The organism is Mucilaginibacter flavus, from assembly GCF_030409315.1.
In the GTDB taxonomy this organism is placed as follows: domain Bacteria; phylum Bacteroidota; class Bacteroidia; order Sphingobacteriales; family Sphingobacteriaceae; genus Mucilaginibacter; species Mucilaginibacter flavus.
Genome location: NZ_JAUFPS010000008.1, coordinates 15,054 through 40,734, shown reverse-complemented (window position 1 = coordinate 40,734; position 25,681 = coordinate 15,054). Strand labels below are relative to the sequence as shown.

The window sequence follows — 25,681 nt, the reverse complement described above, 5'->3', positions numbered from 1 at the left end:
ACATTTGTATAACAAAATGATAAATTAGTACAGTCCCCTTTGAGCCTTTGTTAAGTAGTTTTACTCCTGTTATTTATTGCCGGATGCCGTATAATTTCCTTATTTAAAAGGTATGCCCTATGCTATCCGGCTAAAAAATCCTTTTGATGAAAAAAACTATTTATGCGGCGTTAAGCGCCCTGGCTATCGGGATAATACCGGCCTCTTTAATGGCGCAGTCGGGCACGGTGAAACAGGTTAAGCTCACTAATTTTGATTTGCAATCTTCGTCGCTGGTAACCGCTACCGGTGCCGAACTTTCTTCTGATAAATACCATTCGCCGGTGTATTGGTTTCCGGTTAAGGTGCCTTCAACTGTGCTGACCGGTTTGGTAGCTAATAAGATCTATCCCGATCCGTACCAGGGCTTAAATAATATGCTGATCCCGGATGCATCGGACCAGTTTAATAAAGAATATAACCTGGAGCAATACAGCCATTTGCCTAATGACCCAAATCCATGGAAAAAGCCTTACTGGTATCGCACCACTTTTAAAGTAGCGGCTGCCGACAAAGGCAAACAATTTCAGTTGATATTTAAGGGTATCAACTACCGCGCGGCAGTATATTTAAATGGTAAACAAATTGCCGATAGCACGCAGATGGCGGGCATGTTTGCCGAGCATAACCTTGATGTAAGCAATGCCATCAACGCTGGTGGTGAAAACGCGCTGGCCGTTAAAATATATCCTTTAGATTATCCCGGTTATCCGGCTAAGGAGCAATTGCAGGCGTTAGGTCCGTTTTATGAAAACGGTGGCCCTACGGGGGATATCGGCAAAAACGTAACCATGCTGTGTTCTGCGGGATGGGATTGGATTCCGCCGGTGCGCGATCGTAACATGGGTATCTGGCAACCGGTGTATTTGCGTACTACAGGAGCGGTAACCATTGGCCGGCCAAAACTGGTAACCACTTTGCCAAACCTGCCCGATACCAGTACGGCTAAACTATCTTTAAAGCTTACGCTATCAAACAATACATCTGTTGCAAATACGGGCAAGCTTACCATCAGCATAAAGCCCGAAAACTTTACAGGTTTGCCGGTGCAGTTTACGCAAGCCGTTTCGGTTGCGGCGAACTCTGGTAAAACTGTTGATTTAAATGCCGATCAGATCAATCAGCTGGTTATTCATCAGCCTAAATTATGGTGGCCCAATGGTTACGGTAAAGCCAATTTATACCGCATACGCCTGCAATATGCCGATGCTAAAGGCATAAGCGACGACACTACTTTTGTTTTTGGGGTGCGCATGGTATCATCAAAAGCCGAAAAAGTGAATGGCTTTGTTCGCAGGCAATTTTACGTGAACGGCAAACTGGTACACCTGGTAGGTGGTGCATGGGTTCCGGATATGATGGTGAACCGCGATTCGGCCAGGTATGATTACGAAATGCACTTATGCCGCAATGCCAACGTTAACCTGGTACGGATTTGGGGTGGAGGGGTAACAGAGCCCGACGCGTTTTGGAACGCCGCTGATAAATATGGACAGATGGTATGGTCCGATTTTTGGATTACCGGCGATACCCAGGGCGAGTTTAAAGGCTCGCCGGACTGGCCTTTGGAAGGCAGCGTATTTGTTAAAAACGTAGAGAGTACTATTTACCGCATCCGTAACCATCCAAGTTTATTGGTGTGGACAGGTGGTAATGAAGGCCATGCCCGTAAAGAACTGTACGACAAGATGCGCAATGATATTATTGAGTTAGATGGCACCCGTCCGTTTATCCCAAGTTCATCGGGTTTTGCTAAGCTGCCCGAAGGTTGGAAAGGCTCATGGCCGGATGATATGCCATCGGGCGTATACAGCGGTGGCCCGTATGCCTGGAAAGATCCTAAAGAATATTACAAACTGGCCGATTTAGCGCACGATTGGGTGTTTAAGGATGAAACCGGCTTGCCATCGCAACCGCCATATACCACGCTGCCTAAAATAATCCCTAACCTTACCTGGGACAAAAGTTTGCCTTTCCCGCTTAACAATAGCTGGGGGTATCATGATGCCGCCACAGGGGCCGGTCAGTATGATAAGTATTACGAGGAAATGGTTAAACGTTATGGCGCGCCAAGCAGCATTGTCAATTTCTCTGATAAAATGCAGTTCCTGAACTATATTGGCTACCAGGGAATTTTTGAGGCCGATGGCCATAAACTGAACGAAACCGGCGGTGTAATGCTCTGGAAGCTGAACGCAGCGTTGCCAAGCGTAATATGGCAGATTTACGATTGGTACCTGGAGCCAAACGCGGGCTATTACAGTATGCAAAACGCTTGCGAGCCGGTACATATCCAGTATAATTACGATAATTCGAGCGTGGCTATTATTAACCGTACCCATCACGCAACAGGCAGCTTAACCGCTACTGTCGATGTTTTTGATATTGATAGCAAGCTTATCAAATCTATTAAGTTAGATCATGTGGGTTTGGCCACAAACGGAGTACAGGAAATTATGCAATTGAAGGATGTGTTAGCAGGTACACAAGGCGTAAGTTTTGTAATCCTCAACCTGAAAACGACAACCGGCAAAGCGGTATCTCATAACGCATACTGGCTATCGGCAACGGATGAATTTAAAACACTGAACGACATGAAACATGCCCAGGTAAGTGCCCAAATTATCAAAACCGAGAAAGGCGCTGTAGAAAGCAAGTGGACTGTTCAATTCACCAACACATCAAACAAAGTAGCGTTTTTTGTACGCCCCCAACTCATGAAAAATGGCGAAGAAATTATGCCAAGCTACTGGACAGGCAACTATTTTACCTTGGGCCCGCACGAAAGCACAACCGTATCGGTAACTGCCCCGGCAGCCAAATTGGGTAACGTGACCCCAACCATCTTATTGGAAGGCTGGAATTTGGACAAGCAAGTTGTTACGTTAGCTGCAAAATAGAGTAATGATTTATGGATAAAAGATAAAGGACTCTTTGGAAAAAGGACAAAGGACTTTTAGACAAAGGACTATTTCAGGATAGGACATCTCGGCAACCTAAATGCGGACCACAAGGCAGAGCCTTGCGGCAGCTGAGCAGCGGAAAATAAGAAACGCCCGGAATTTTGCCGGGCGTTTGGTTTATATATTTAAATAATAAGGAACTAAATCAAAAGCTCCCCCTTTAGGGGGCTGGGGGGCTCGGCTCCTGCTGGCTCAAACAATGGAAGCTACCCAATCCCCAGATAATATCTGTTGAATCGATCCCTACCACCTCGCGGTCAGGAAAACATTGCTGGATGATCTGTAAAGCTTTATCATCATTTACAGATCGGTAAGTAGGCACCACTACAGCCGAATTTGCAATGTAGAAATTGGCGTATGAAGCCGGCAGGCGGGTATCTTCATAAATCACAGCCTCGGGCATGGGTAGTTCAACAACGTTTAGCTGTTTGCCGTTAAGCAGGCGCATGGTTTTAAGGGCTTCCAGGTTCTCTTGCAATAGGTGGTAATTATCATCGTTTTTGTTCTCTTCGACAACGGTTACAACGGTATCCTCGTTTACAAAACGGGTAATATCATCAATGTGGCCGTCGGTGTCGTCACCAACAATGCCATCGCCTAACCATAAAATTTGTTCGGCGCCGTAAAAGTTACGCAGGTAGCCTTCAATCTGATCCTGGTTAAGGTGCGGGTTGCGGTTTTTGTTGAGCAGGCAGGCGGTGGTGGTCAAAATAGTGCCTTTGCCGTTAAAATCGACAGAGCCACCTTCCATTACAATGCCCGGATTAAATACAGGCAAACCAAAATGATTGCCGATTTTGGTAGGGATCACATCATCTAAATCGAACGGCGGATATTTACCACCCCAGGCGTTGTAGCCCCAGTCAACAATGGCTTTTTGTTTAGTATCCGCATTAATCAAAAACGCCGGACCATGATCACGACACCAGGCATCATTGGTAGCAAATTCAAAAATCTCGATTTTGCTCATATCCACAGCCGCATTTTGCAGCTGAAAAGCAACCGAGGCCTTCATCGCTGCATCAACAACATTGATGCGTACTAATTCACCCTTGGTTAACACTTTGATAAATTCAATGTATCCAGGGTAAATCAAATCGATTTTACCCGGCCATGAAGCTTCCTTGTGAGGCCATGAAAGCCAGGTGGCAGTATGATTAGCCCATTCGGCAGGGAATGAAAACCCTTGCTGCGCCGGGAATATGTTAGTAGAAATGTTTTGGCTCATAATGGTAATTGGTATAAAGCACCCGTCATTGCGAGGAACGAAGCAATCCCAAACTGTACAGAGCGGCTCTGCTTATCGGGGATTGCTTCGTTCCTCGCAATGACGCGGCAAGTTGGTTTAGTCTTCGTCCAATAAACGCTTAGTAATTGGCTGATATGAATCAATCCTCCTGTCCCTTAAAAACGGCCAGTGGCTGCGGTAGTAATCAGATTTATCTAAATCCAGTTCCTGTACTACCACTTCTTCCTCATCATGCGAGGTTTGGTGAATAATTGCGCCGAACGGATTGGCGAAGAATGAACCGCCCCAAAATTTAACGCCGGCTTCTTCGCCTACACGGTTAACGCTTACTACGTGGATGCCATTGGCAACCGCGTGTGAACGCTGAATGGTTTGCCATGCATTGTATTGTTCAATATTGGTAGCCTCGTCCTGGGTGGTAGCCCAGCCGATGGCAGTTGGATAAAACAGGATATCGGCACCCATCAACGCGGTAATGCGGGCTGCCTCTGGGTACCATTGATCCCAGCAGATCAACACACCTAACCCGCCGTATTTGGTATTGAATACTTTGTACCCTAAATCGCCGGGGGTGAAATAGAATTTTTCGTAAAAACCCGGATCATCCGGTATGTGCATTTTACGGTATTTGCCAAGGTAGCTACCATCAGCATCTAATACAGCAGTGGTATTGTGATAAACGCCTTGGGCGCGTTTTTCAAACAACGAAGCGATGATCACCACGTTTAACTCGGCGGCAAGTTTTGATAGTTCATCTGTTGACGGACCAGGGATGGCTTCGGCCAGTTTAAAATTGTCGTAGTCTTCCACATCGCAAAAATAAAGCGAGGTAAATAGTTCCTGTAAACAAACTACCTGCGCGCCTTTGGCTGCCGCTTCCCTTACTTTAACAATAGCCTTTTGCAGGTTCTGCTGCTTATCTGCAGTACAGGTCATTTGCACAATGCCAACTTTTACTTTACTCATACCATTTAAAATTTGCGCAAAAATAACAATTCTGATTTTATGATTGTACCCATTATGATATGATTACACTGATTTGATTTGCCGGTTACACAAGCTACATTTTGCCTGCTTATCTTTACTGTTTAAACAATGTTACACGGCTGTTGTTGCAGTACTTTAAAAAACGGTGGATGTGTGCCATCAAATAATTAGCTTTGCGCCCAAATGACAGAAGAAGAAATAATTGACGAAGGCACCGAGCATAAAACCTGGAAAGGCAAGCTTTGGAGCGTAGTTAAAATTATCCTGATAGTTGTAGTTACCGGCGGGTTGCTGTATTGGGTATTTAGTAAAGTACCCTTCGCCAAATTTAAAGACCGCCTGATACACGCCAACAAAGCCTGGGTTGCCGCTGCTGTGTTATGCTATTTTGGGTCGATGTTGTTTTCGGCATGGAGGTTATTGAGTTTCTTTAAATCGATAGGTTTACGGCTCGATTATCGCTTTAACCTTCGTCTTTACTTTTTGGGGCTGTGTTACAACGTGCTGCTACCCGGCGGTATAGGTGGCGACGGCTATAAAATTTACCTGCTGCACAAAAACTATAAACTACCTGCCAAAAAAGTTTTCTGGGCTATCTTATTTGATAGGTTGAGTGGTTTTTGGGCCATTGGCTTAATCACTGTTGTGCTTATTATTCTCATTCCTCATATCTCAGACCTGGTTGGCCTGCGTGTTCCGGTGGCTTTATTGGTTGTAGGTTCTATTGTTTATTACACGGTAGCCCGTAAGTTTTTCAGGGAATACACGCATAACTTTTTTGCTGCGCATTTAAAAGCCATCGGCGTACAGGGGATGCAGTTGCTTTGCATAGTATGTTTGCTGCTGGCACAGGATTTTAGCGGCAAATTTGCACCATATCTGTTATCGTTCCTGATATCGGCACTGGCTTCTATTATTCCGTTTAGCTTAGGTGGCGGCGGGGTTAGGGATGCCATTTTTGTAAACCTGGCCAAACCATTTCACCTCACTGCGGATATGGCTGTTTACCTTAGTTTTACGTTTTACCTCATTTCTATAGTGGTGGCGTTGTTAGGCGTTTACTACGTTTTCCGTACCGATAGATTGCAGGCTGGCCTACCCGATATTGAGGAAACGCCCGAAAATTAAAGTTTGCCGGTAAACCTAATTGGCTAATTTTACGTTGTGTTTTAAACCAATTAAACGTAAATGAGCTTTAATGATTTTAATAATCCGCAGGTTGCGGCCTTGCCCGGTCATTTAAAACAATTTATAGTCGACCAGCATTACGAGCATTATACCCCTATAGATCATGCCGTTTGGCGTTATGTAATGCGTCAAAATTATAGTTATCTTAAAGATGTTGCCTATTACCCATACATTCCCGGCCTAACCAAAGCCGGTCTTACTATCGAACGCATTCCCAATTTGCAGGAAATGAACAATGCCCTGGCAAAAATTGGCTGGGGGGCTGTTACGGTTGATGGCTTTATACCACCTGCCGCTTTTATGGAATACCAGGCTTATCGGGTGTTGGTTATCGCGGCCGATATTCGGCAGTCGCGCCATATAGAGTATACGCCTGCACCGGATATCATTCATGAATCTGCCGGGCACGCACCCATTATCGCGGATAAAGATTACCACGAATATTTGAGTTATTTTGGATCGATAGGGGCAAAGGCTATGTTCTCGGCCCAGGATTTTGAATTGTATGAAGCTATCAGGGCGCTATCGATATTAAAAGAAATGCCCGATGCTGATCCAGAAGAAATAAAAAAAGCAGATGAATTGGTAGCTTTTAGGCAGGAGAATATGGGCGAGCCGTCTGAAATGGCCCTGCTGAGCCGCCTGCATTGGTGGACGGTAGAGTATGGTTTGATCGGTACTTTAGAAAACCCAAAGATCTACGGTGCCGGCTTGCTCTCATCCATAGGCGAAAGTGCCAGCTGCATGATGACAGAAGTAAAAAAGATTGGATACACTATCGACGCGGTTAATTACAGTTACGATATCACCAAAACCCAGCCCCAGCTTTTTGTAACCCCGACTTTTCAAAACCTGATAGATGTACTGGAAGAGTTTGCCAATACCATGTCATTCAGAAAGGGTGGTGCTTATGGCCTGGGCAAAGCATTGGAGAGTAAAAATACCTGCACCGTGGTTTATAGCTCGGGTTTGCAGGTATCGGGCACTGTTACCGATTTTAAGGTAGATGCTGCAGGCAACCCATATTTTATTAAAACAACAGGTGGTACGGCTTTGGCTTATAACAATAAACAGTTAAAGGGACACGATAAAAACTATCATAAAGACGGCTTTAGCTCACCTGTAGGTAAGCTTAAAGGCGAAATTGTTTTAGAAGTACTTAGTGCCGATGAACTTACCGGCATGGGCATCATGGTAGGCAACAATGTCGAATTAAATTTTGAAAGCGGCATTACGGTTAAAGGCAAAGTGAAAGCTATCCTTGCATTCGAAGGGAAAACGCAATTGATCACTTTTGTTGATTGTACAATTACAGATAGGCAGGGCAACATTTTGTTTGATCCATCCTGGGGTGTTTACGATATGGCTGTGGGTGAAAGCATCACTTCTGTATTTTGCGGTGCGGCCGATAAGGAAGCATTTGAAGAAGTTGTTTATAAATCAAAAACGGCCACCCATCATGTGGAGTATGATGTTAAAAGCAAAGAACTGCATAAATTATATCAGCAGGTGCGCGATTGCCGCCAAAAACAAGGCGATTACGGCTTTTTAGGAAACGTTTGGCAGCGCCTGCAACAGGACCATCACGATGACTGGCTTTGCGCCATGGAAATATTAGAACTGTTGGAACACGAAGAAATAGAGCCGGCACTTTCAACAGAGATTAGAAACTTCCTTCAACAAAAATCAAAAGATCAGCCCGAGCTTAAAAAATTGATTGCCGATGGTTTTTATTTGATAAGTCATCCCGTTGAGCAAAAATTGGTATTTTAGGCACCCAATAACTATTCCATATATTTCACTGGGGTATTAGAAATCCGGTGGCTATTAAATTGGATATAACGTAAATTGTCTTGCGTAGAAGACTCACCCGGCGAGGCTACGCCCGCCACCCTCTCTTCGGCTTCGCCGGAAAGAGGGGTTTGAACGGTGGATGTTGTACGCAGATGAAGGTTAGCAGATTTTCAAGCCCCTCTTTCCACCGCAGGTGAAGAGAGGGTGGCCAGCGCAGCGTAGCCGGGTGAGTCTTCGCCAGCGTTCAAAGCCAGTGTTTGTGTGGATTTACAAAACATTATGGGACATAGTTTATAAAATATTTATCCCGTTACAGGTCTCAACTTATGAACATCATTATAACAGGCGCCAGCAGCGGCGTAGGATTTGAAGCTGTAATTGAACTGATATTATCGGGCAAGCATAAAGTGATCGCGTTGGCGCGATCACAGGACAAACTGGAGCGTTTGCTTGAAATAGCAGGCGGGTTAAACCCCGATTGCCAGTTATACGCGCTTAAGTTTGATATTGTACATGATGATTATGAAGGCTTGCTTCAGTTTATAGAAGCAAACTTTGATAATCGTACAGATATTTTGATCAACAACGCCGGCGTATTAGTTAACAAGCCTTTTACTGAATTGCTGGAAGCCGATTTTGTAGAGATGTTGCAAAGCAACTTCATAGGGCATGTGCGCATTATACAAGCCTTGTTGCCTTTAATTCCAGCAGGTGGGCATATCCTGAATATTGGCAGCATGGGCGGTTTCCAGGGTAGTGCCAAGTTCCCGGGATTAGCCGCTTACTCGGCAAGTAAATCGGCATTACACACTTTAACAGAGTGTTTGGCGCAGGAACTTGTGGAGCAGGATATTAAAGTAAATTGCCTGGCTTTAGGATCGGCGCAAACAGAAATGTTGGAGAAAGCTTTTCCGGGTTATCAATCGCCGGTATTGGCTTTTGAAATGGGCAAGTACATTGCCGATTTCGCGCTTACCGGGCATAAATTCTTTAACGGGAAGGTTTTGCCTGTAGCGGTAAGTACTCCTTAAAATAATATTAGGTTATTGCAAAAAATGTATAACTTAGTTATATGTAATACGCCATAATAACCTGATATGGATACCAGATTCACATCGCTTTTTACACATTCAAAAGATATATTTTTTGTGATGGATATGAACGGGGTGATATTGCACACCAATCCCTCGTTTCAAAACCTCTTTAATTATACCGAAGCCGAGTTGGCCGGTATCAATATTGCCGATATTTGCCACCCCGCTGATAAAGAACGCAGGGACGAATCAATTGGCAGCCTTATGGCCAATAAAAAGCTTGTTGGGTATCAAAGCAGGGTAAAGGCAAAAGATGGCTGCTACTACAGCGTAACCTGGTCAATCATCTTAAACGGCGATAATCTGATTTATTCAACAGGTAACCCGCGGATGGATATGCCCGCGCCATCATCATCGGCAAATGACGAAATTGTACAGCACACCATTCAAAGTCTTAACGAGGGCTTCATAGTGCTTGATGAGAACTGGCAAATCAAAGCTTTTAATCCCGCTTTTCAGGCGCTTACCAATTTAAATTCCGATGTACTTGAGCAGATAGGTTTTAATAATATTGAGAGCCTGGGTTTAATTCCTGATGTGATATGCGAATTTGAGAGATCGCTTAAAGCCAAAAAATCAACACAGGTACAATATTTAAATATTCGCACAAATGCCTGGCTGCGCATTAATGTGTATCCTTATCATAATCAACTGGCAGTTTTTATAAGGGATATTACCGAAATAAAGATCCAGGAATGGGTTTTAGGGTTGGAAAAAAAGGTATTGGAATTAAGCGCGACTACGCAATACTCATTGGCCCAAACTACAAACGAACTGCTTAAAGGTATAGAGGATATTTTTCCGGATATGATCTGTTCGGTTTTGGAGGTTAACGATGCACAGGAAACATTACATAACCTTGCCGCTCCCCGTTTGCCCAAAGCCTATTGCGATCAGTTGGAAGGCTTGCCAGTTGGGCCCGACCACGGCTCATGCGGTAAAGCCGTTTATCATCGCGAACAGGTAATTGTAAACGATATTGAGCATGATCCTGTTTGGGCCATTTATGCCGATATGGTAAGGCCGTTTGGGCTCAAAGCCTGTTGGTCAACCCCGGTGATCAGTTCAAAAGGCACTAAGGTATTGGCTGTTTTTGGCATTTATTATACCAGTAAGCGCGAGCCCACCAATGATGAATTACAGATAATAGATCGTACTGTTAATATTTTACGGGTTTTAATTGAAAGCAAAAAGTACGAAGAAAATATATTGGAGCAAAATAACCGCCTACACTCTATTGCCAATATCAGCTCGCATGAATTGAGGCGACCGGTAGCCACAATTCTTGGCCTGGTAAACCTGTTCGACCGGGATGATATGCTGAACCCCCTCAACCACGAGATTATTACCCACCTGGATACTTCTGCACTGGAATTGGACGATGTAATTCACAATATTGTTGAAAAAACAATTTACATGAAGGCGAGTACCGTGACCGTAGAGGAGTTAAAAGACTAAAGCAGATTATTACGAGTTTACCGGTATACTAAACCAAAAGCTACTGCCTTTTCCCAATTCGCTGTTAACGCCTATTTCACCCTCGTGTTGTTTAATGATTTCGGCGCTGATGTACAAACCTAACCCCAGGCCCGACGATTGGAAATCTGATGTTTCTACACGGTAATAACGTTCAAATACATGATCCAGTTGGTTTGCCGCAATGCCCGGGCCTTTATCTGTAACGGTTACTTTAGCAGTGTTGTCGGTTTTTGCTATCGTAACCAGGATCTCTTTTGAAAGCGGCGCATACTTAACTGCATTGTTTACAAAGTTGGCTAAAACCTGGTCAATCTGATGTTCGTCGGCAAATACCTCTATGTTATCATCGCCATTTATAATTACCTTAAACTGATCGGCCAACCGCATTTCATTACAGTAGGCTACTAAGGCGCTTTTAAGATTAAATGCCGATTTATTTAATTTTAGCCGGTTTTGGCTTATCCTGCTCAGGTTAAGCAAATCCTCCACAAGCGCGCTTATTTTGTACATACTCCTACTTGATTGTTTGATAAGCTTAGGAATAAGGGGCGAGGCGGGCTCGTTAACCAATCTTTCCAGTAATTGAAGAGCCCCCTTTAAACTTGTTATAGGCGTTTTTAATTCATGACTGGCTATGCTGATAAAATCATCCTTTTGCTGTTGCAATTCTTTTAACTGGTTAATTTCTGTAGCGGTGGCAATCCACATTTCTGTTTCTCCACTATCGTTTTTTACAGGCACTATCCGCGTTAAATGCCAGCGGTATATGCCGTCGTAACTTTTAAACCTGTTTTCAATCTCGCCGCTATCTTTTAAGCCCGCTTGCACATCTCTGAATTTGCTTATCGTGGCATCAATATCATCGGGGTGCAGTATAGCTTCCCAGCCGTAACCTTTGCTGTTTTCAAAATTCAGCCCGGTATAATTGTGCCAGCTTTTATTAAAAAATGTAGCTTCTGTCTTGTCACTGATGGTCCAGGCCATGTGCGATATGGTTTCAAACATGGTGCGGAAACGAGTTTCGCTATCGGCCAGCGCTTTGGTGCGGGTTAATATCCTGTCTTCCAGTTCGGCATTCAAATCCTGCAGGTTTTGGCGCGATTGCTCAAGCAAGCTATTGCTTAATGAAAGATGCTCGTTGGTAACAGCAAATTCTTCGTTGATACATGCTAACTCTTCATTCGCGCTTTGCAAATCATCATTTGATCTTTTTAATTCTTCGTTTATGCTTTCCAGTTCTTCATTCATGGCCGCCAGTTCCTCGCTCAGGGCCAGTTCTTTTTCTCTTGCTTCCGCTAAAGCTAACCGGTTTAATTCACGCTCGGTAACATCACGTCCCATACTCAATAAATACTCCACATTACCGTTGCTGTCAAAAATTGGCATAATTTCGGTTTGTGCCCATCCGCGTATAGGCGGCGCGTCTTTAACCGGGAGTTCAAAATATAGCAGGGGCAATTTAACCTGCCTTTTTTCTTCTATTACCGTCATGAAACCTTTTCTCAACAGTTCCAGTTGCTCTTCGCTGTTTTTATCCCATGATTTGAAGGCATCGAAGGTGTCTTTCCCAATCAATTGATCTGGCGGCGTTGGCGACGCTTTTTTGCGTTGCTCGTTCATGGCTATAATAGTGAAATGAGGCGCATTGGGTTTAATAATAGTAATAGGAAAAGCAACCTGGTTAAAGACAGCTTCAAACATGTGCATCTGTTCGGGGTTCATAGGTAAGTATTGGTAGGCTTTGCTTTCAAATATACTATTTGTATTGGCAATTGAAGGTTGCCGGCAAGCACATATGACACTTTAAACAGCTAAACTTGCAATACACAAATATGGCTGTGCTTTAATTTTAATGTCACAAATAACAAATGCCAAAAACTTAACTTGCTATCTCCGTTTAGATTTCCTTAATTTTAAGGATAAACTTATGAACGCTATAAATTATGGAAAACCACAAAGATCACAGCAAACTCAGTGATGTTAACAGTGCCAGCGCGGCGAAATGCCCCTTTTTAAATGGTTCATTAAAACAAAGCGCGGGTGAGGGTACCCGCAACCGCGATTGGTGGCCAAACCAATTAAAATTGAACATTCTTCGTCAAAACTCTTCATTATCTAATCCTATGGATGAGGGGTTTAATTATGCCGAAGAATTTAAAAGTCTTGATTTGTCAGCCGTGAAAAAAGATCTTTTTGAGCTGATGACCGATTCGCAGGAATGGTGGCCGGCCGATTATGGTCATTATGGCCCGTTCTTTATCCGCATGGCGTGGCATAGCGCCGGTACTTACCGGGTATCTGATGGCCGTGGTGGCGCGGGTTTTGGCACCCAGCGTTTTGCGCCCTTAAACAGTTGGCCCGATAATGCTAATTTGGATAAAGCCCGCCAGTTACTTTGGCCTATCAAACAAAAATATGGTAAAAAAATATCCTGGGCCGATTTGATGATCCTTACCGGCAATTGCGCATTGGAATCAATGGGTTTACAACCTTTTGGTTTTGGCGGGGGCAGGGCCGATGTGTGGGAGCCAGCCGAGGATGTATACTGGGGTTCTGAAAAAGAATGGCTAGCCGATACCCGCTATACACCAGAGCGTGAACTGGAAAACCCGCTTGCCGCTGTGCAAATGGGCTTGATATACGTAAACCCCGAAGGCCCCAACGGCAACCCCGATCCACTGGCCTCTGCCCGGGATATCCGTGAAACATTTGGCCGTATGGCGATGAATGATGAAGAAACAGTCGCGCTTATTGCCGGTGGCCACACCTTTGGCAAAACCCACGGTGCTGCCGATCCCGGCCAGTATGTTGGCAAAGAGCCCGCCGGTGCAGGTATTGAGGAGCAAGGCCTGGGCTGGAAAAACTCATACGGTACAGGCAACGCGGGCTACACCATTACCAGCGGATTGGAAGGTGCCTGGACACAAACCCCTACACAATGGAGCAACAGCTTTTTTGATAACCTGTTTGGTTACGAATGGGAGTTAACCAAAGGATCGGGTGGGGCACACCAGTGGAAACCTAAAGATGATGCTGGCGCCGGCACTATACCAGATGCGCACGATTCTGAAAAGAAACACGCGCCGTTTATGCTTACCTCTGATATGGCTTTGCGCATAGATCCGGCCTATGAGAAAATCTCCAGGCATTTTCATGAAAACCCGGCCGAGTTTGCCGATGCCTTTTCACGTGCCTGGTTTAAGCTTACCCACCGCGATATGGGCCCCCGTGCCCGTTATCTTGGTCCGGATGTACCAGCAGAAGTATTGATTTGGCAAGACCCTATTCCGGCGGTTACACATCAACTGATTGATGATAGCGATATTGCCGCGCTGAAAGGTAAAATATTAGATTCGGGCCTTACCGTATCTGAATTGGTATCAACAGCCTGGGCATCTGCCTCAACTTTCCGCGGTTCTGATAAACGGGGTGGTGCTAATGGCGCACGTGTGCGTTTGGCCCCGCAAAAAGATTGGGAAGTAAATAACCCGGCGCAACTTGCTAAGGTTTTATCAGTGTTAGAGGGGATTCAAGAAGGCTTTAACACAACGCAAACCACAGGAAAAAGTGTTTCCATTGCCGACCTGATTGTTTTAGGAGGATCGGTAGGTATAGAAAAAGCTGCCAAGAATGCCGGCCATGATATTACTGTGCCGTTTACGCCCGGTCGTGCCGATGCCAGCCAGGAAGAAACCGATGTAGAATCATTTGAATACATGGAACCGGCAGCCGATGGTTTCCGCAATTATTTAAAAGCACACCATACGGCACCAGCCGAAGCTTTACTGATTGATAAAGCCCAACTATTAACACTCACCGCGCCGGAATTAACTGTGCTGATTGGTGGTTTGCGAGTGTTGAATACCAATTTCGATGGATCGCAGCATGGTGTATTCACCAAACAAACCGGAGCTTTGACTAACGACTTTTTTGTAAATCAACTGGATATCTCAACCACCTGGAAGGCAACCTCAGATGCCGGAAAAATATTTACCGGATCGGACAGGAGCAGCGGCGAGATCAAATGGACCGGCACTCGTGTTGATCTTATTTTCGGTTCAAACTCAGAACTTAGGGCTATTGGCGAAGTATATGCAAGCGCTGATGCCAAAGACAAATTTGTTCGTGATTTCGTAGCCGCATGGACCAAGGTGATGAACCTGGACAGGTTTGATTTAGTATAAACGTTTTGAATTTTGATATGAAGAGGTGGCCCGGATGATGGGCCACCTCTTTGTTTATCGTAAGGCTTTCTGCTAATTTAAATTGTGTTTTAATTCGTTTTCTATTTCTTCGATGGTTGGTAAACTTGATCGCAGGTTAGTAGGTAATGATCGCGTTAATTCAAACTCCGAAATGCCGATAGGTTTACTCATGTCGCGTAAAGCGTACTCTGCCATCACTTTGTTTTTTGTTTGACAAAGAATTAAGCCAATAGTTGGTTTGTCGGTTGGATGTTTTAACAAGTCGTCTAAGGCCGAACAATAGAAATTCATCTTCCCTGCATATTCGGGTTTAAAGTCGCCCCGCTTTAAATCAATAACCACAAAGCATCGCATTTTAAGATGGTAGAATAAAAGATCGAGGTAAAAATCCTGATCGCTAACGGCCAATTTATATTGCCGGCCTACAAAGGCAAAGCCAGCGCCTAACTCCAACAGAAACTTTTGTACGTGTTTAACTAATTCTGTTTCCAATTCACGTTCGTAAATGATTGAGCTATTGTGATGAAATCAAAAATGTATGGATCTTTAAGCGTTTCCTTTACCAGATCGGATTGTGTAGGAGGCAGCGTATTAGAAAAGTTATTAATAGCCTCTCCTTGCCGCAGATGAAGATTGCTCTTTATCATTAATGAAAGCACATCCCGGCTCCAGCCATTTGAAATGGTTTGATTGATATACCAAAGGCGCACTTTAATGTCTTTAATTTTTTGCATCAGCAAAATATTATGTCCCCATGGAATTTGTGAAACAAGATGTTTCACAAATTCGCTCCCCGAATGATTGACGGTTTCTAATTGTGAAACGGCTTGTTTCACAATTGAGTTTTGAGTGCTGTATTCCTTGTAAAACTGAACCATAAATAGCAGGTTCCGTTCAGAAAATCCTTTAACATCAGGAAGCTCATTTTTAATATCATTGGCTAACCTTGCGACAACGGTTGAGCCCCAACCCTTTTCATTTTGAATTTTCTTTATCGCTTTGCCAACTTCCCAATAAAGCCGAATCATTTCTGCATTAACCGAAAGGGCGGCTTTAACCTGGGCCTTGCGGATTTTTGACTTTACATCAGTCAATAAAGATTGATAATCCTTAATTTCCATAAATACAAAATGATGTTTTCCAGTATGAGAAGCAGGGGGCAAACTCAATGAGTTTTTATTAGCTTTAATACTCGCAATTCCACCCGCTATTTTTCTTCCTCTTTATTCACCGGCGCTATAAACCACCGGCCCGAAACCTTTTTTACTTCTTTAGCCTTTTCTTCATCAATGCCTGCACTGGCAGTTTCGGGCTCGGTGGCTGTTGCGGCTGCTTTTGCTCTTCAGCCTTTAGTGCCTACTTTTAAAAAGTCGTTTACTACAATTTCTGATACGTAGCGTTTGATGCCTTCTTTATCGGTATAGCTGCGGTTGGTGAGTTTGCCTTCTACGGCTACTTCGTCGCCTTTTTTGAGCAGGTCTTCGGCGAGCTTGGCGGCGGTATTCCAAAAAATAAGGCTGTGCCATGTGGTATCCGTTATTTTTTCACCTTTATCGTTTTTGTAGCTTTCGTTGGTGGCTATGGATAGGCGTACCATCTTTTTGTTGGTGTCGAATACTTTAACTTCGGGGTCCATACCTAAGTTGCCTACCAGGCGCACGCTGTTTCTTAATGTGTTCATCGTTTTATGTTTTTAATGTTTGTTATTTGTTTGAGTTAACGATACAAAGGTGTGGCTAAGCCGAAAAATTAACCGGGTAATAACCGTTTACAGTCGATAGTATCCGTTTGTAAGCGTTTGCAAACGGATAAAATATTGTTTAACTTTAAATCATGAATCCTGAAAGAACCTGTTTGGATTGCGGCGAACCATTACATGGGCGTGCCGATAAAAAATTTTGTAACGACCTATGCCGAAACAACTACAACAACCAGCTTAACAGCAACAGCTATAACCTGGTACGTAACATAAACAATATATTGCGCCGCAACCGCCGTGTATTGGAGGAACTAAACCCAACCGGCAAAACCAAAACCACCCGCAAAAAACTGGCAGCAAAAGGGTTCGATTTTGATTATATCACCAGCGTTTATCAAACCAAAGCTGGAGCAGTGTATCTCTATTGCTATGAATATGGCTACTTGTTTTTAGAAGGGGATGAGGTTCTGTTGGTGAAAAAGGACGAAAGCAAAGTAGTGTCAAGTAATTAGTATCTGGTATTAAGATTTTGAATACATTGGGGCTTAGCTGCGAAGGTAGTTTTTATATTCATCCTGTATTATCCCGGCAGATAAATAACGACTTATTGACGCTGCATAAGTAGCGTCCGCAAATTCTAAAGCGTAGGCAGCAGAATCGAAAGTGTTTATAATGACTGGTTCATCGGGATTTAATGGCGAAAATTCGTAGATGTCAAAGAAGTTTTCATTCCCATCGTCAAAACATTGTACATAGCTTAGACTGTATGTCATGTTTTTTTCCCTATCTATTCTTAGCCATTTTAGTACGGTATAGCCGTCATGTTTTTCATGCGTTAGCCATTGCTCAACGGATTTGCCAAGTTTTAAAAGTGATAATAGCTGCTCTTCGGTTAAATACTTGATCATACTTTATTGATTGCCTTTGCTCTAAATTAATAATGTAATCGTAGATTTTATTTTCTGAACCGGGATTAAGCAGATTTTTGGATTTTTCAATTTTTGGACATTAGCTAAATAAAGATTAAATTTGGTTATGGAGACGTTGACAATCGACATTCAAAACGAACAGGAAAAAAAAGTGCTTCTGGCTTTTTTAGATAGCTTGAACTATCGATACCATGCTGACAATGATTACCAATTAACCGATGAGCAGGAAAAAGAAATGGTTAAGCGTAAAGAGGATTTTTTAGCCGGTAAAACTACATCCCGCCCGTGGAGTGAGATCAGGAAAAAGTACGAAGGTGTTTGAGATTGAATTGCTTTTAGCAGCTGAAGATGAACTTTCTGAAGCTTACGATTGGTATCAGGAACAACTTCCGGATTTAGGTGACAAATTTTACAAGGAGATCGACCATTATTTATACCTGATATATCAAAATCCATTTCATTTCCCCGTCAAATATAAATCAGAACTACGGGCCGCTTCTTTAAACAAATTTCCCTTTATTATCATCTATTGGGTTGATGAAGTTAATCGCAAAACATTTGTAACTTCTATTTTTCATACAAGCAGGAAGCCTAAACATTCTTGATCAGACAAGCGCGTTAGGGATTGACGCGGATACCGGCCGGGCGAAGGCAAAAGGGCGGGGGGCGCGATTAATGCCTGTGCAGTATGAGCAAAAAGCCCGGGCCGCAGGCAACGCCATTGGTTTAATTCAAAATTCAAAAGTAAAAATTCAAAAAGCTTTTCTGTGGCAGAACTAAACGCTGATCAAAAGCCTTTTTCGGCGTATGGCTTGATAGTTATTCTCTATCTAATTTTCTCTTAACTTTATAGCTTCATTAACATCTTTCCAAAATGAAGAAACCATATTTTGTTTTAATATTTCTGTTAATTTCGGGCATGGCATCGGCACAAAATTTAACTCCTGAGCTTTTATTGAAAATTGGTCGTGTAAGCGGCAAGGGCATTTCTAAAGATGGTAAGTATGTGATTTTTTCGGTAGGGGTACCCAACATAGCCGAAAATAAAATAGATAGTAAAACGTATCGCATCGCCATTACCGGCGGGCGCGCTACGGCCATTACCAACGCTGATGAGTTACTGGCGGATACCAAAATATCGCCGGATGGAAAGTATAGGATTAGTAGCAAAGAAGTGAAAGTAAAAAAGGTGGCGGGGAGTGATTTTTACCCGCTCCTTAAAAAGAGTGAGGCTGTTATTTACGATAGCCTGAACTACCGCCACTGGGATACCTGGGAGGATGGCAAGTTTGGGCACGTGATGCTATCGCACATGATTAAAGGCAAGCCTGGCAAGCATCAAAAAGATTTAATGCCTGATGAGCCGTATGATTGTCCGCTAAAGCCCGATGGTGGCGATGAAGGCTACGTTTGGAGTAGCGATAGCAAAAAGGTGGTATATAGCTGTAAAAAGAAATTTGGCACCGCTTACGCTGTTAGTACCAACACCAATTTATATGCCTATGACATTGCCACCGGTGAAACTACAAACTTAACTGCCAATAACGAGGGCTACGATTTGCAACCCAGCTTTAACCAGCACAACCAAATGGCATGGCTGCAAATGAAGCGCGATGGTTACGAGAGCGATAAACAGGATTTGGTAGTTGCCGATGGGGATGTTAAAATAAACCTAACCGCGCAGCGGGATGATATTCATGTTGCCGGCTATAAATGGGCCGAGGATGGCAAAGGCCTGTTTTTTACCGCGCCAATTAATGGTACCGAGCAATTGTTTCATGTTACCTACCCCGGCCTTACCAAAATGTTGCCCGTAATAACCCAGGTTACCAGCGGTGATTTTGATATTAACGATATAATTGGTCAAAAGGGCAATACGCTAATTGTTACCCGTAGCGACTTTAACCATGCCAACGAATTGTACACCGTGAATATTACCAATGGTGCCATGAAACAGTTAAGCCACGTGAATGATGATTTATATGCCAAAACAGGTATGAGCATCACAGAGCGCCGTATGGTAAAAACCGTGGATGGTAAGGATATGCTGGTATGGGTGGTGTATCCGCCGGGGTTTGATAAAACTAAGAAGTATCCGGCGCTGTTGTTTTGTGAGGGCGGTCCGCAGAGTGCTTTAACACAGTTTTATTCTTTCAGGTGGAACTTACAGCTGATGGCCGCGAACGGGTATATTGTTGTGGCACCCAACCGCAGAGGGATGCCCGGCCATGGTACGCAATGGAACGAGGAGATCAGCAAAGATCATGGCGGCCTGGCCATGCAGGATTACCTGAGCGCCGTGGATAATATGAGCCAGGAGCCTTTTGTTGATAAAGCCCGCTTTGGCTGCGTAGGCGCAAGCTACGGCGGCTATTCGGTTTATATGTTAGCAGGCATGCATCAAAAGCGCTTTAAAACCTTTATAGCGCACGATGGTATTTTTGATTTCAGAAGCATGTACGGTACTACCGAAGAGGTCTGGTTTCCTAACTGGGATTACGGTGGTCCATACTGGGATAAAAACAATGCCGCGGCTCAAAAATCATATAAAGAGTTTTCGCCAAGTAATTTTGTGGCCAACTGGGATACCCCGATATTGATTTATCATGGCGAAAAAGATTTCCGCGTACCGTTGGAACAAGGCTTGCAGGCATTCCAGGCAGCCCAACTGCAAGGCATCAAAAGCCGTCTAATTGTAATGCACAACGAAAACCATTGGGTGCTACACCCGCAAAACGCCCTGGTATGGCAGCACGAGTTTTTTAAATGGCTGAAGGAAACACTTTGATTAGTAGTTTAATCAGTAGTAAGTAGTTAGTATCAAGTAGTAAGATTTTTTGATGTGCAGATGTGGGATTATTTGAGGATTTGATAATTTGAAGATTTGAAAATGTTTTTTGTCTGAACCGGAATTTGTCGAATTATTGGAATTTTTTGAATTGAAATTCTGGTAATTCTTTAATTCTGAAAATTCTGGTTCAGACGAATTCCGGTTCAGATAAACTTCAGGTTCAAACAAAAAGAAAATTCTGCCAATTCTTTAATTCTGAAAATTCTGATTCAGACAAAAAAATCCGAAATCGAAATTCCGAAATCCGAAATCAAATCCTATCTTTGCCCATGCAAGAAAAAATCCTCATTCTTGACTTTGGTTCGCAATTCACCCAGCTTATAGCGCGCCGTGTCAGGGAGCTCAATATTTACTGTGAGATCCACCCGTTTAATAACTATCCCGAAATTGACAGCACTGTAAAAGGTATCATCCTATCCGGCAGTCCTTATTCTGTAAGGCAGGAAGATGCGCCGCGGTTTGATTTCGAAAAGTTTCATACCACTCGTCCTATTTTAGGTGTTTGTTATGGTGCACAGTATGTTGCGCATTTCCATGGCGGCGAGGTATTGGCATCGAGCACACGTGAGTATGGCCGTGCCAATTTAGATTTTGTTAATCGCGAAAATCCGCTGTTTAAAAATATTCCGGAGAACTCACAGGTGTGGATGTCGCACGGTGATACCATCGCCAGCATTGGCGATAACTTCGAGATTATTGCCAGTACAGATAGCGTTAAAGTTGCGGCTTACCAGGTAACCGGTACCCAAACTTACGGTATCCAGTTTCACCCCGAAGTAACCCACAGTACTGATGGCAAGCAACTATTAGAAAACTTTTTGGTTGATATTTGCGGCTGCAAACAGGATTGGACCCCCGACTCGTTCATTGAAACCACCATCGCCGCTTTAAAAGAAAAGCTTGGCGATGATAAAGTAGTGTTAGGTTTATCTGGTGGTGTTGATTCATCGGTAGCTGCGGTGTTGTTACACCATGCCATAGGTGCCAACCTGCACTGTATTTTTGTTGATAACGGCCTTTTGCGCAAAGATGAATACGAGCAGGTGCTTGATTCATACAAACACATGGGCTTAAATATAAAAGGTATCGATGCCAAGCAACGTTTTTACGACGCACTTGCCGGCTTAACCGATCCTGAAAAGAAACGTAAGGCTATTGGCCGCGTATTCATTGAAGTATTTGATGATGCCGCTCACGAGGTTAAAGATGTAAAATGGCTTGGCCAGGGTACTATTTACCCCGATGTTATCGAATCTGTTTCTGTTAAAGGACCATCGGCTACTATTAAATCGCACCATAACGTTGGCGGTTTACCCGATTTTATGAAGCTTAAAGTGGTTGAGCCGCTTAACACTTTGTTTAAGGATGAAGTTAGGCGTGTAGGCAAGGCTTTAGGTATCGATCCTAATATTTTAGGACGTCACCCTTTCCCGGGTCCGGGTCTGGCTATCAGGATTTTAGGTGATGTAACCCCGCAAAAAGTAGCTATATTGCAGGAAGCTGATGCAATTTATATCAACAATTTACGGTCATACGGTGTTTACGATAAAGTTTGGCAAGCCGGCGCTATATTTTTGCCGGTACAATCGGTAGGGGTAATGGGCGATGAGCGTACTTACGATAATGTGATTTGCTTACGTGCAGTGGAATCGCTGGACGGTATGACCGCCGATTGGTGCCATTTACCATATGATTTGCTTGCTAAAATCAGTAACGAGATCATCAACAACGTAAAAGGAATTAACCGGGTAGTATATGATATCAGCTCAAAACCGCCTGCTACCATTGAGTGGGAATAAATGGTTATGGTTTTTTATAACGGTATTGGTACTGGCTGCATGTTCTCCAAAACTGCAGCCGGTAGCACCCGTAAAAAAGCCGGTTGAAAAAGTACCCGAAAAACCCAAAGTTGCCGAGAAACCGGTAAAACCAGCGGAAGTAAAGCCTTTAACTATCGCCATGATCCTGCCTTTGGGTTTAGATCATTTAAGGCCGGGATCAAAATATACCTCGCCCGGTTTAAATAAGGCCAATTTAAGTGTGGAGTATTATCAGGGCTTTAAATTAGCGCTTGATTCTTTAACCGCTGATGGTGCAAACTTTAAACTCCGTTTATACGATTCAAAAGACGAGGCTTCTCAATCGCATAGTTTAAGTCTTAACCCCAATATTAAAAACAGTGATTTGATTGTTGGTCCGGTTTTTCCGGATGGCATCAAAGTGTTTTCTGCCGGGCTTAACACTAAGTCGCCATTGGTATCGCCCCTTTCGCCGGCATCGCCTGCAACTATTAACAGTGATAATTTAATTACGGTGATGCCTCCGCTGGAGTATCACGGATGGGGTGCGGCGCAGTACATTAATGATAAGTTAAAACCCAAAAAGATCTTTATCCTACGGTCGGGCTTTAGCCAGGAGCAGGATTATGTGCGCGGTTTTAAAAACGCTACGGATAGCTTAAGCAAAAAGAAAACCAAAGTGGTTATCGCCACCATTAGCAAAGGGCAACTGGCCGCTTTACTTCCGCAGTTGTCAAAAACGCAAGCTAACGTGTTTGTGGTGGCTGCTACCGATCAGGTTTTTCTGAACGTGATTTTAAAGTCATTAGATACCCTGAACAGGCATTACCCGGTTGTATTGTTTGGGCACCCAAGCTGGGAAAAATTTAGTTTTTTAAAGGTTGATATTTTACAGCGACTGAAAACCCACATTACATCGGCCGATCAGATTGATTATAAATCCGACGCCAGCGTGGAGTTTGTGCGTGTTTATCACCGGGTGTACCACATTGAACCAACTGATTTTGCTTTTAAAGGATTTGATGAAGGAATGTATTTTGGGAAGCAATTAATGGATGCTAATTTTGCAGCATTGGATAAGGCAGATTTTACAGGTTTACACAACAATTTCCACTTTGTAAAAAAAGCGGGTTTAGGTTGGATAAACACGCATGTAAATGTGCTTATGTATAGTAACTTTGAGTTAAAACCCGTAGAATGAAGGCTATAAATCAGCTTAAAACGTTTCAGCGAATAATAGGTGAATACCCGGTTGATACGCCACTAAGCAAATTTTTACCTGGCTTTTACAGGCAAAACAAGCAAATGGGCTCAACCGATAGGCGGGTGGCCAACAGGTTAATATACAGTTACTTTCGCCTTGGGCAAGCTTTGCCCAACCTGGCTACGGATGAACGCCTTAACGTTGCCGAGTTCTTGTGCAACACCAATACCAATTCGTTTTTACAACACTTTAAGCCCGAGTGGGCTGCCTGTATTCATTTTAATATTGATGATAAACTGGCGCTGGTAAAAACGGCTTACCCCGCATTTAAACTGGAAGATGTTTTCCCGTGGACTAACCAGATCTCTGAAGGTATTGACAAAGACGCTTTCCTGAAATCTTTTTTTTGCCAGCCCGATCTGTTTATTCGCGTACGTAATGGCTACGATCATTTGGTAAAAGCCGAACTGAACAAAGCCGAAGTTATATTTAAGGACGAAGGCAACGGCTGTTACTCGCTACCCAACGGCACCCGCTTAGAAACCATTTTCCCTAAACAAAACTGGTTCGAGATACAGGATTTGTCATCGCAGCAAACCGGCGATTTTTTCAGGCCGCAACGCTGGGATAGCTGGTGGGATGCTTGTGCCGCATCGGGCGGTAAATCGCTGTTGTTACACGAGGATGAACCTAATATCAAATTGGTAGTATCAGATATCCGCGAATCGGTATTGGCTAACCTCGACGAACGCTTTCAATTGGCCGGCCTTACCAAATACCAAAAAAAGGTGCTTGACCTTACAACCAATGTAGATCAGACCCTGCACGATTATCAGTTCGACGGCATTATCCTTGATGCCCCTTGCAGCGGCTCTGGCACCTGGGGCCGTACGCCCGAGATGATTGCCCAGTTTATGCCCCCCAAAATTGAGTTTTTTCAGCGCCTGCAAAAAAGCATTGCCCAAAACGTAGTAAAATATCTTAAACCGGGCAAGCCGCTTATTTACATCACCTGTTCGGCATTTAAAGGCGAGAACGAGGACGTGGTTGATTACCTGGTAAAAGAACTTGGTTTAAAGCTGGAAGAAAGCAAAGTGCTTAAGGGTTATGAGCATAAAGCGGATACGATGTTTGTGGCGAGGCTGAGCCCCCCGGCCCCCTAAAGGGGGAGTTTTTGAGTTTGGGTTTGTTAAATTTCTTAGCTCCCGCGAGCTTTCAGCTCGTGGCGATCATGGTTGCAGCTTTAAGCTGCCTTATGGAAAATTACAATTTTTTTCCGTCTTTGAAGAAAATTGCCGCGGCAATTCCGCCCGCAATCAAGCCAATAGGTATATAGACATGCCCCGGAATTAATATAGCCGATGCAATAGCTAAAAATATACCTATCCCAATTTTTAACAAGGCAAGATTGTAAAAAGGCTTATGCTCTTGCTTAATTTCAACTATCTTTTGGACGGTTAAGTTGGTAAGCACTTGTTTTATAAGTTCCTCGGGTATGCCCTCTTTCTCCAGTCGGGCACGAATAACCTCGTTATCGTAGCCCCGGTGCTTAAGTCGCGATGCGAGTAAATAGGCCTTGTTTTTAAGTTCGTCGTTCATATGATACTTTCAATATGCTTTTTTATATGTTTGAGAGATGTTGCTTTGCCTTTAAAGCTATCCACGATCTTAACGTTTAAAATGAGTTGCATAACTACTTCCTCGCCTAAGTACCCTGCCAATGCAAAATGTACAGCTGCGTAACGCGTGTTTTCGTTACCGTCAACCCCATCAATTTTAATATCGATATCAAAGGTCCCGTCATCAAAAAGGTAAAGAATATATTCCCAGTTAGTACTGTTTACCCGGATCGTTTTATCCCATTCATTTTTCATATCCCAAATGCCTTTCCAATCTTTCACTGGTTTAAATGCCAGAAAATGCCATCCGTTGCAAATAGGGGCTAAGTCAATTATTTGTTGGGTTAATGGGAGTTGATTAATGTCAAGGCCCGGCGAAATGACCAGAAAGTAGTCATTGTTTTCCCACGGGCCAATTTCCCATGCACTTACTCCTAATTCAGTAATACGCGCGTTTAATAGAGAAATTAAGTTTTCATTAGTTGGATGTTTTAACAAGTCGTCAGCCACAGATTGGAACCAAATCCAAAACGAATTTATTTTATCAATATTGGTCTTCATTGTGGGGGGATTATAAAGTGA

Annotated in this window: 22 protein-coding genes; 13 read left to right on the top strand and 9 right to left on the bottom strand. The window is 43.5% G+C overall.

What is annotated here, in order from left to right:
* Window positions 1-146: 146 nt before the first annotated feature.
* Window positions 147-2,939, top strand: a complete 2,793-nt coding sequence (locus QWZ17_RS02340; RefSeq protein WP_290303267.1) for a glycoside hydrolase family 2 protein — start codon at window positions 147-149, stop codon at window positions 2,937-2,939.
* 223 nt (window positions 2,940-3,162) lie between these two features.
* Here the strand turns inward: QWZ17_RS02340 and QWZ17_RS02335 are convergent, their stop codons facing one another.
* Together QWZ17_RS02335 and QWZ17_RS02330 are read right to left on the bottom strand one after the other, a co-directional pair.
* Window positions 3,163-4,230: an agmatine deiminase family protein gene (locus QWZ17_RS02335; protein WP_290303266.1), complete on the bottom strand. Its 1,068-nt coding sequence runs from the start codon at window positions 4,228-4,230 to the stop codon at window positions 3,163-3,165.
* Window positions 4,231-4,347: 117 nt separating this feature from the next.
* A complete protein-coding gene (locus QWZ17_RS02330) occupies window positions 4,348-5,217 on the bottom strand; it encodes a carbon-nitrogen hydrolase (protein ID WP_290303265.1) in 870 nt (289 codons plus the stop codon).
* Between the two features lie 204 nt (window positions 5,218-5,421).
* Between QWZ17_RS02330 and QWZ17_RS02325 the strand changes: the two genes are divergently transcribed.
* The 4 genes from QWZ17_RS02325 (at window position 5,422) to QWZ17_RS02310 (ending at window position 10,772) form a co-directional block, all read left to right on the top strand.
* Entirely contained in the window at window positions 5,422-6,366 is a 945-nt protein-coding gene (locus QWZ17_RS02325; RefSeq protein WP_290303264.1) for a lysylphosphatidylglycerol synthase transmembrane domain-containing protein, read from the top strand.
* 60 nt (window positions 6,367-6,426) lie between these two features.
* Window positions 6,427-8,199, top strand: a complete 1,773-nt coding sequence (locus QWZ17_RS02320) for an aromatic amino acid hydroxylase (RefSeq protein ID WP_290303263.1) — start codon at window positions 6,427-6,429, stop codon at window positions 8,197-8,199.
* Window positions 8,200-8,546: 347 nt separating this feature from the next.
* Window positions 8,547-9,251, top strand: a complete 705-nt coding sequence (locus QWZ17_RS02315; protein ID WP_290303262.1) for an SDR family oxidoreductase — start codon at window positions 8,547-8,549, stop codon at window positions 9,249-9,251.
* 66 nt (window positions 9,252-9,317) lie between these two features.
* Window positions 9,318-10,772, top strand: a complete 1,455-nt coding sequence (locus tag QWZ17_RS02310; RefSeq protein ID WP_290303261.1) for a PAS domain S-box protein — start codon at window positions 9,318-9,320, stop codon at window positions 10,770-10,772.
* Between the two features lie 9 nt (window positions 10,773-10,781).
* Here the strand turns inward: QWZ17_RS02310 and QWZ17_RS02305 are convergent, their stop codons facing one another.
* The gene (locus tag QWZ17_RS02305) at window positions 10,782-12,515 is read right to left on the bottom strand and encodes an ATP-binding protein (protein WP_290303260.1); all 1,734 of its coding nucleotides are present in this window, start codon (window positions 12,513-12,515) and stop codon (window positions 10,782-10,784) included.
* Between the two features lie 221 nt (window positions 12,516-12,736).
* Here QWZ17_RS02305 and katG point away from each other — a divergent pair, with 221 nt between their 5' ends.
* A complete protein-coding gene (katG, locus tag QWZ17_RS02300) occupies window positions 12,737-14,977 on the top strand; it encodes a catalase/peroxidase HPI (protein WP_290303259.1) in 2,241 nt (746 codons plus the stop codon).
* A 72-nt stretch (window positions 14,978-15,049) separates the two neighbouring features.
* Here the strand turns inward: katG and QWZ17_RS02295 are convergent, their stop codons facing one another.
* From QWZ17_RS02295 to QWZ17_RS02285, 3 genes are all read right to left on the bottom strand, one after another.
* On the bottom strand, window positions 15,050-15,490 hold the full coding sequence (locus QWZ17_RS02295; RefSeq protein WP_290303257.1) for a DUF1016 domain-containing protein: 441 nt from the start codon (window positions 15,488-15,490) through the stop codon (window positions 15,050-15,052).
* Window positions 15,475-16,119 (bottom strand): DUF1016 N-terminal domain-containing protein, encoded by a 645-nt coding sequence (locus tag QWZ17_RS02290; RefSeq protein WP_290303256.1) that lies wholly within the window; start codon window positions 16,117-16,119, stop codon window positions 15,475-15,477. Before QWZ17_RS02290 ends, QWZ17_RS02295 begins: the two co-directional genes overlap by 16 nt.
* 221 nt (window positions 16,120-16,340) lie before the next feature.
* Window positions 16,341-16,679: a single-stranded DNA-binding protein gene (locus tag QWZ17_RS02285; RefSeq protein ID WP_290303255.1), complete on the bottom strand. Its 339-nt coding sequence runs from the start codon at window positions 16,677-16,679 to the stop codon at window positions 16,341-16,343.
* Between the two features lie 152 nt (window positions 16,680-16,831).
* Between QWZ17_RS02285 and QWZ17_RS02280 the strand changes: the two genes are divergently transcribed.
* Window positions 16,832-17,209: a hypothetical protein gene (locus tag QWZ17_RS02280; protein WP_290303254.1), complete on the top strand. Its 378-nt coding sequence runs from the start codon at window positions 16,832-16,834 to the stop codon at window positions 17,207-17,209.
* A gap of 33 nt (window positions 17,210-17,242) precedes the next feature.
* Here QWZ17_RS02280 and QWZ17_RS02275 read toward each other — a convergent pair whose 3' ends face one another.
* On the bottom strand, window positions 17,243-17,605 hold the full coding sequence (locus tag QWZ17_RS02275) for a hypothetical protein (RefSeq protein ID WP_290303253.1): 363 nt from the start codon (window positions 17,603-17,605) through the stop codon (window positions 17,243-17,245).
* A 127-nt stretch (window positions 17,606-17,732) separates the two neighbouring features.
* Here QWZ17_RS02275 and QWZ17_RS02270 point away from each other — a divergent pair, with 127 nt between their 5' ends.
* The 6 genes from QWZ17_RS02270 to QWZ17_RS02245 all read left to right on the top strand — a co-directional run bounded on the left by QWZ17_RS02270 (window position 17,733) and on the right by QWZ17_RS02245 (window position 24,643).
* Complete coding sequence (locus tag QWZ17_RS02270) at window positions 17,733-17,948, top strand: addiction module protein (RefSeq protein WP_290303252.1); 216 nt, start codon at window positions 17,733-17,735, stop codon at window positions 17,946-17,948.
* Window positions 17,941-18,231, top strand: a complete 291-nt coding sequence (locus QWZ17_RS02265) for a type II toxin-antitoxin system RelE/ParE family toxin (RefSeq protein WP_290303251.1) — start codon at window positions 17,941-17,943, stop codon at window positions 18,229-18,231. The genes QWZ17_RS02270 and QWZ17_RS02265 overlap by 8 nt, the downstream gene beginning before the upstream one ends.
* A gap of 269 nt (window positions 18,232-18,500) precedes the next feature.
* A complete protein-coding gene (locus tag QWZ17_RS02260; RefSeq protein WP_290303250.1) occupies window positions 18,501-20,414 on the top strand; it encodes a S9 family peptidase in 1,914 nt (637 codons plus the stop codon).
* Window positions 20,415-20,746: 332 nt separating this feature from the next.
* Window positions 20,747-22,276, top strand: a complete 1,530-nt coding sequence (guaA, locus tag QWZ17_RS02255; protein WP_290303249.1) for a glutamine-hydrolyzing GMP synthase — start codon at window positions 20,747-20,749, stop codon at window positions 22,274-22,276.
* Window positions 22,233-23,477 carry an ABC transporter substrate-binding protein gene (locus tag QWZ17_RS02250; RefSeq protein WP_290303248.1) on the top strand — a complete coding sequence of 415 codons (1,245 nt, stop codon included), beginning with the start codon at window positions 22,233-22,235 and terminating at the stop codon, window positions 23,475-23,477. The genes guaA and QWZ17_RS02250 overlap by 44 nt, the downstream gene beginning before the upstream one ends.
* Complete coding sequence (locus tag QWZ17_RS02245; protein ID WP_290303247.1) at window positions 23,474-24,643, top strand: RsmB/NOP family class I SAM-dependent RNA methyltransferase; 1,170 nt, start codon at window positions 23,474-23,476, stop codon at window positions 24,641-24,643. Before QWZ17_RS02250 ends, QWZ17_RS02245 begins: the two co-directional genes overlap by 4 nt.
* Window positions 24,644-24,743: 100 nt before the next feature.
* On the opposite strand, the gene QWZ17_RS02240 is transcribed toward QWZ17_RS02245, so the two are convergent.
* Window positions 24,744-25,079, bottom strand: coding sequence for a hypothetical protein (locus tag QWZ17_RS02240; RefSeq protein WP_290303246.1), 336 nt, complete (start codon window positions 25,077-25,079; stop codon window positions 24,744-24,746).
* Complete coding sequence (locus QWZ17_RS02235) at window positions 25,076-25,660, bottom strand: hypothetical protein (RefSeq protein ID WP_290303245.1); 585 nt, start codon at window positions 25,658-25,660, stop codon at window positions 25,076-25,078. Before QWZ17_RS02235 ends, QWZ17_RS02240 begins: the two co-directional genes overlap by 4 nt.
* Between the last annotated feature and the right edge of the window lie 21 nt (window positions 25,661-25,681).